General features: G+C 71.8%; 6 protein-coding genes and 1 pseudogene. 4 read left to right on the forward strand and 3 right to left on the reverse strand.

Annotation, left to right across the window (positions count from 1 at the left end; genetic code table 11):
* Positions 1–156 precede the first annotated feature (156 nt).
* Both MMF94_RS42980 and MMF94_RS42985 read right to left on the reverse strand, forming a co-directional pair.
* Entirely contained in the window at positions 157–1,359 is a 1,203-nt protein-coding gene (locus tag MMF94_RS42980; RefSeq protein WP_241043269.1) for an ice-binding family protein, read from the reverse strand.
* Positions 1,360–1,653: 294 nt separating this feature from the next.
* On the reverse strand, positions 1,654–2,388 hold the full coding sequence (locus MMF94_RS42985) for a DUF3152 domain-containing protein (protein ID WP_241043270.1): 735 nt from the start codon (positions 2,386–2,388) through the stop codon (positions 1,654–1,656).
* Between the two features lie 212 nt (positions 2,389–2,600).
* Here MMF94_RS42985 and MMF94_RS42990 point away from each other — a divergent pair, with 212 nt between their 5' ends.
* Both MMF94_RS42990 and MMF94_RS42995 read left to right on the forward strand, forming a co-directional pair.
* Complete coding sequence (locus MMF94_RS42990) at positions 2,601–4,196, forward strand: substrate-binding domain-containing protein (RefSeq protein WP_241043274.1); 1,596 nt, start codon at positions 2,601–2,603, stop codon at positions 4,194–4,196.
* 16 nt (positions 4,197–4,212) lie between these two features.
* Positions 4,213–4,581, forward strand: coding sequence for a DUF2784 domain-containing protein (locus MMF94_RS42995; RefSeq protein ID WP_241043271.1), 369 nt, complete (start codon positions 4,213–4,215; stop codon positions 4,579–4,581).
* Between the two features lie 61 nt (positions 4,582–4,642).
* Here the strand turns inward: MMF94_RS42995 and MMF94_RS43000 are convergent, their stop codons facing one another.
* Positions 4,643–4,849: a hypothetical protein gene (locus tag MMF94_RS43000; protein WP_241043272.1), complete on the reverse strand. Its 207-nt coding sequence runs from the start codon at positions 4,847–4,849 to the stop codon at positions 4,643–4,645.
* A 67-nt stretch (positions 4,850–4,916) separates the two neighbouring features.
* Here MMF94_RS43000 and MMF94_RS43005 point away from each other — a divergent pair, with 67 nt between their 5' ends.
* Entirely contained in the window at positions 4,917–5,909 is a 993-nt protein-coding gene (locus tag MMF94_RS43005) for an aldose epimerase family protein (RefSeq protein ID WP_241043273.1), read from the forward strand.
* A gap of 154 nt (positions 5,910–6,063) precedes the next feature.
* A pseudogene (locus MMF94_RS43010) lies at positions 6,064–6,167 on the forward strand (glucose-1-phosphate cytidylyltransferase); the annotation flags it as partial.

Genomic DNA, 6,167 nt, shown 5'->3' on the forward strand with positions numbered 1-6,167 from the left:
CCAACGACTACGAACAAACTCACACCCACGCCGCACCCGCGGCCTGACACACCGACGTGTCCACGAAACCCAGGCAACCCCAATGGCCACCGCGCACACGTCCTGCCGTGTGTGCGGTGGCCATCCGATCTGTGCGGCCGTCAGATTGGCACGCTTCTACGAGGGCAGGAGGCCGCCCAGAAGGCCGTTGACGCTCGGCACGCCGCCGATCTGCGGGAGGAGGAATCCCGGGACGGTGCCGTCGGGACCGGGCAGGCGGGCGGCCGTCGGCCAACCGGGGGGAAGATCACCGGCCTGCTGGTCAGCTGCGGACCGGCCGGTGGCCGGCACGCCACCGGTCGGCTCGTCGCCCATGGAGTCGCCATCGGCGGACCGACGGCTCGCGGACTCCTCACCCGTGGACTCGTCACCGCGCGACTCGTCGGCCATCGACTCGTCATCGGCCGACTCGGTACGAGCGGACCGCCGGTCGCCGGACTCGCCACCGGACGGCTCGCGGTCGGCGGACTCATGGGTGCCGGCCGGGCTCCCGTCGCGATGACCGTCGGAGTGGGTCGAGCTGCTGTGCCTCGTGGTCGAGTTCGCGCGGGCGTCACAGTCGGGCAAGGTGACCACATTGTTGCCGGCGACGAAGACGACCGGCCCGTCGCGGACGAGCAGCCTGCCCGCCACCGCGGCTCCCTCGTTCAGGCCCGCCGACCGGCTCGCCAGAACGGTGCCGGCGAAACGGGATCCGTTGAACAATGCGAAGTCCTGGCCCACCTGCCAGAACACGTTGCACGAGTCCGCCCCGTTGGTCAGCACGACCGCGCTGTTCAGCTGAGCGATCAGCGACGCATCCTCCGGCGTCTGGAAGATGAAGACCGCATCGTGATCACCCTGCGCGTCGAGGGTGAGCGTGCCGTCCAGATCCAGATCATCGATGCTGCGGTACACGCCCGGAGCGAGGGTCATGCCACCCAGCTGGGGGCCGACCGTCTCGTCCGCGGCACGCCCGGCGAGGTCGTCGTAGGCCTTCTCGATGTCGGCGTCCGCCCGCTCCGCGACGGCGTCGGCCACGTGGACCTCGCCGTCGACGATTCCCGGTGGGAAGCCCTCGAGCGCATCCGGACCGGCCTGGTTGACGCCCACGTCACCCGCGATGACCGTGGGGAGCCGGCCGTTGGCCACGCTGTTCTCCGCGAACGCGGCGAACGACCCCGCTTTGCCCAGATCCACGGGCGCAGGCGACGACTGGGCCGATGCCGGCTCGGCGGTGCTGACGATGATCACGACGGCCGAGGTGGTTCCCACGGCCAGTGCGCCCGCCAACCAGGCACGAAGCCTGCCCCTGCGAGCCGAATGGTTTCCCGCTGCCACGAAGATTCTCCCTACCGCTGATCGTCCCCGGGTTCGACATCTGAATGGACTCGGACCGCGCCGGGATCTGACCTGGCTTCTCAGCGGTGTCAACGAATTCCGATTCCCTCGGGAAACGCACGTAGCGGGCATGTTCCGCTCTTTCACACAGGCGAGTCGGGAAATACCCCATCGAGAGTGTGGCGGGCCGATTCATCGGCACAGCGCGTAGCGATCACTCCGCAGGGGAGGGAATCGCGGGCGTCCGAACACGTCGAGCACCACGCACCGCACACGAACCGGCGGGCGGATGGATCAACCCGGGTAGGGCCACGGGTTGGGCGCACACCCGTCGAGCCCGAGCGACTGCTGCTGCATCACCGGCGCGGGCGCCCCGATTCCGGGGCACTCCACATGCCCGAACCCGAGAAGGTGGCCGACCTCGTGGTTCACCACGTATCGCCGGTAGCCGGTGAGGTCTCCGCGATAGTCGGGGTGCCCCTCTACCCAGCGGTGATGGTTGACCACGGCGTCCGGCCCGGAACGGCACGACAGCGGGCCACCGGTGTCGATCGGCGCGCAGAGCCGTGTGGTCGTGTCCGGGCTGGCGAGCCGCACCACGATCTCGGCCGCACCCGCGGTGCGCGTGAACGTCGCGTCCCGGCCCCAGCCTCGGGGGTCGTTCAGCGTTCGCATCACGAATCGCGCGAAGGCCGCGGGCTCGATCGGGAGGCCGTCCTCCACCTCCACGCGCACGGTCCGCACCACACCCGGCACGGGGGCGGATGCCGATCCCGGCACCACCGTGAACGCGCCCGTCCCGACGAGAGGCACGACGCGGGTGACGATCCCGGCGACCGCGTCGGGCCCGCTCACCGCCGCCACGACCGGGACGGGAACAGGGGGCGCAGCAACCGGTTCGCGCGCAATGGGAGCGTCGACGACTTCGGGGGGCTGCACGGGTCCGGCCCCGGCGACGACCCCGAGCGGGACGACGCCGAGCACGAAGGCGACAGGAACCAGTCGCGTGCACCGGTTCACCGAACGCATCGCGCCACCCTGTCACCGATCGGGTGTTCCTGCCCGTGGAAACAGCCATCTCGACACGCAAAGTGATCACTCCCGCACCGAATGGCCTGTGGCGTCCACACCGTCCGTGCGGTTAGCTACTGCCAGTAACGACGGGGGGTGGCGTGGGCGGTCGGCACCGGCGGAGTGGACAGCGACGGCGCTGGCCCGTCGTCACGGTCACCGCCTTGCTCGTGGTCGGCGCGGGCGTCGTGATCGGGACGCGAACCCTCACCGCGTGCCGGCCGGTGGACCTCACCATCGCCGCCGACCCCGCAGTGATCGAGCCCGTGCGTCAGGCACTCGCAGCCGAACGCCGAGGCGCAGCCAGGTGCGCCTCGGTTCGCGTGATCGAGGCCGCGTCCACGTTGGCGGACGACATCCGGGCCAACGCGCCGGGGCTGCCCGACGTGTGGATCCCGGACTCCTCGCTCGCCCTCGACACGCTGGACACCGCGTCGGGCTCGGTGGTGGACCAGCGGTCGTCACTGGCGTCCTCGCCGATCATGCTGGTGCTCCCGGAAGCCGACGCCGAGCGCTACGGCGACCCCGCGAGGCCCGTGTCGTGGAACACGCTCCTGACCCATCCGAGTCCTCCGGCCCTGCCCGATCCCGTCACCGAACACGCGGGACTCGCAGCACTCACCGCCCTGCACATCGCCATCGGTGACGACAGCGGCAGGCCGCGTCCGGCGTTCGTCGCCGCAGTGCTCTCGCTCTCCCGCGACGCGCCGGCCTCGGTGGCGGCGGGTTTCGACGCCGTGCAGCGCGACGGGGTCACGGCCCGGGCGTTCCTCGCGTCCGAGCAGGCCGTGGTGCGCCACGACCGGGAGCGCGCGGCCGGGAGCGGCGGCGCACCGGTCACGTCCCGCGCGCTGCGGGAAGGGGCCGCTGCGCTGGACTTCCCGTTCGTGCGCATCCGCGCCGGCCGGCCCGCAGGCGTCGACCCCGCGCTCCGCGACACGATCGACGCCGTCGAGGACCACCTGCACGGTCCGGCGGCGCGAGCGGCGTTCGCCGCCGCGGGACTGCGCGAACCGGACGGCAGTCGGTTGCCCGAGAACGGGGAGACCGCGCGGCTCACCCTCCAGGCCGCGGCCGCCGCGCCTCCTCCGCGGCCGATCGCGCGCGAGACGCTGCGGCTCTGGGGCCTGCTCACGACGCCGAGCCGGCTTCTCACGGTGCTCGACGTGTCCGACTCGATGGCGGAGCCTGCCGGCAGGAGCAACCGCGTGACACTCACCGCCGCAGCGGCGCAGACGGGGTTCTCGCTCCTGCCCGACTCGGCATCCGCCGGGCTCTGGACGTTCCCGTCACGTCGCCCGGAGGCGGGTCCGTGGCAGGAGCTCGTCCCGCTCGGCCCGCTGACCGAGCCGGCCGCGGGGGAGCCCACGCGGCGCACCGCGCTCACCGTCGCCATCGAAGCCCTGCCCGACCGGCTCGGCGGTGAGGGGTCGCTCTACGCCACGGCGCTCGCCGCCACCAGGGCCGTCCGCGACACCTACGACCCCGGGCATCCGAACACGGTCCTTCTCGTCACCGACGGCAGGAACGACGGGAACGACGCGGTCGACCAGCCCACCGCGCTGGAGGCGCTGCACGCCGAGGCCGAGCCCGACCAGCCGGTTCCGGTGATCGCGATCGGGCTGGGTCCGGACGTCGACGACGAAGCGCTCCGCCGGATCGCGGAGGCCACCGGCGGGCGCGCCTACGAGGCCGAGGATCCGCAGGACATCGGCTCCGTCCTGCTCGACGGACTCTTCGGACGCGGTTGCCGGCCGGGCTGCTGACCACGATCCTCGACGTATGGCCTACGCCCTGGCCGCCGACCTGGTGATGCTGGTGCACTTCGTGTTCCTGCTGTACGTCGCGCTGGGCGGGTTCCTCGCCTGGCGCAGGCCGGGACTGATCGTCCCGCACGTGGCGGCGGCAGCCTGGGGCCTGCTCAGCGCAACCGTCGGCATGGACTGCCCGCTCACCGCGTGGGAGGACGCCGCCCGCCGCCACGCCGGCGAGCAGGGACTCCCGCACGGCTTCATCGGCACCTACCTGACCGGCGTGATCTACCCCGCCGACCGTCTCGTCGAGGCGCAGCTTCTGGTGGCGAGCGTCGTGCTCGTCTCCTGGATCGGGTTCGCCGTGCGGCTGCGCCGCCGCCCGGCCCGCAAGGCGTGATGGCTGCTGCCGGCCACGCCTGCGGGCCGTCGGCTCGGCGGTGGTACGCGGCTCCCGCTGATCAGCGCCCGGGGTCGCGGTCGGAACCGCGCTCGTCCCACTCGCGGTCGGACTCGTCTGCGGCCGCGGTGCGCTCGTGCGCGATCTCGAGCGCCCGCGCCGCCGTCTCGCGGTCCGGGTAGGGGCCCAGCCGATCGGCGGCCCGGCAGCCCTCCGGCGGCTCGACGGTGCCGTGCTTGAGGCAATAGAACCATTGCTGATCGCTCATGCGTGAAGGGTGGCACTGCGTGGCGTCCGCCGCTCGCCACGATCGGGGTGCGGCAGCATGACGGCTCATGGACGTCACCTGGTTGCGTAGCGACACCCTCGAGGTGGGCGTGATCGCCCACGGAGCACGAATCGTGGCGGTCCGCACGCCCGACCGCGAGGGCCGCTGGGGAGACATCGCGCTCGGGCTCGCCGACGAGGACGCCTACCGTCGCGACCGCGACTACCTCGGGGCATGCGTGGGCCGCTTCGCGAACCGGATCGCCAGCGGACGGTTCACCCTGGACGGCACCGAGTACCGGATTCCGCAGAACGAGCCGGGCGCGGCGCTGCACGGCGGGCCCGAGGCGTTCGAGCACGCCACGTGGGAGAAGGACGAGTCCGGCGCCGGGTCGGTGACGCTGCACCGGCTCAGCCCCGACGGGGAGAACGGCTTCCCCGGGGCGCTTCGGGTGAGCGTCACCTACGCGGTCGACGGCGCGGAGCTGCGGATCGAGCACGAAGCCGGCACGGATGCCCCCACCGTGGTCAACCTGACCAACCACACCTACTGGAACCTGGCGGGCGGTGGCAGCGTCGAGGACCACGAGGTGTCACTGACCGCCTGGCGGTTCCTGCCGGTGGACGAGCACCTCATCCCGTCCGGCTCGCCCGTGGCCGTGGCCGGCACACCTTTCGATCTGCGCACCCCGCAGCGGATCGGAGCGCGGCTGCGCGAGGGACACCCGCAGCTGCGAGCTGCTCGCGGCTACGACCACACCTTCGTGATCGACGGACCGAGCGGCGCCCTGCGCACCGCCGCCTTCGTGGTGGAGCCACGCAGCGGGCGGACGCTGCAACTGCGCACCGACCAGCCCGGCGTGCAGTTCTACACGGGCAACATGCTCGACGGCACGCTCGTGCTCCGAGACGGCAGCGCGGCCCGACAGGGCGATGCGTTCTGCCTGGAGCCGCAGTCCTTCCCCGATTCCCCGAACCGGCCCGACTTCACCTCCACCGTGCTGCGCCCCGGCGAGGTCTACCGCTCACGGAGCATCCTGCGCTTCGGCACCACCGGCTGAGTTCGGTCACTGGACACAAGTTCGGGTGTTCTCCGCCATCCCGTCGTTACGGCGAAAAGCATCGCTAACACACGCTCCAACCGTCACGATGGGGTAGGAGCAGGGCTTGGGGGTCCTGCAGTTGGACCGACGGGGACAATCGGGGGGACGCTTCGTGAAGGTTGTGCTGTTCTGCGGTGGCTACGGCATGCGGATGCGCGATGGCGTGTCGGATCTGCCGAAGCCGATGCACCCGGTGGGGCCGCGGCCGCTGATCTG

Origin of the sequence: Pseudonocardia alaniniphila, from assembly GCF_022524485.1 — a bacterium.
GTDB classification, from domain to species: Bacteria; Actinomycetota; Actinomycetes; order Mycobacteriales; family Pseudonocardiaceae; genus Pseudonocardia; species Pseudonocardia alaniniphila.

Excerpts from the sequence above, each read along its gene's own strand:
- MMF94_RS43000 (WP_241043272.1), bottom strand. The coding sequence starts at position 4,849 with ATGAGCGATCAGCAATGGTTCTATTGCCTCAAGCACGGCACCGTCGAG.
- MMF94_RS43005 (WP_241043273.1), top strand. The coding sequence starts at position 4,917 with ATGGACGTCACCTGGTTGCGTAGCGACACCCTCGAGGTGGGCGTGATC.
- MMF94_RS42985 (WP_241043270.1), bottom strand. The coding sequence starts at position 2,388 with ATGCGTTCGGTGAACCGGTGCACGCGACTGGTTCCTGTCGCCTTCGTG.
- MMF94_RS42995 (WP_241043271.1), top strand. The coding sequence starts at position 4,213 with ATGGCCTACGCCCTGGCCGCCGACCTGGTGATGCTGGTGCACTTCGTG.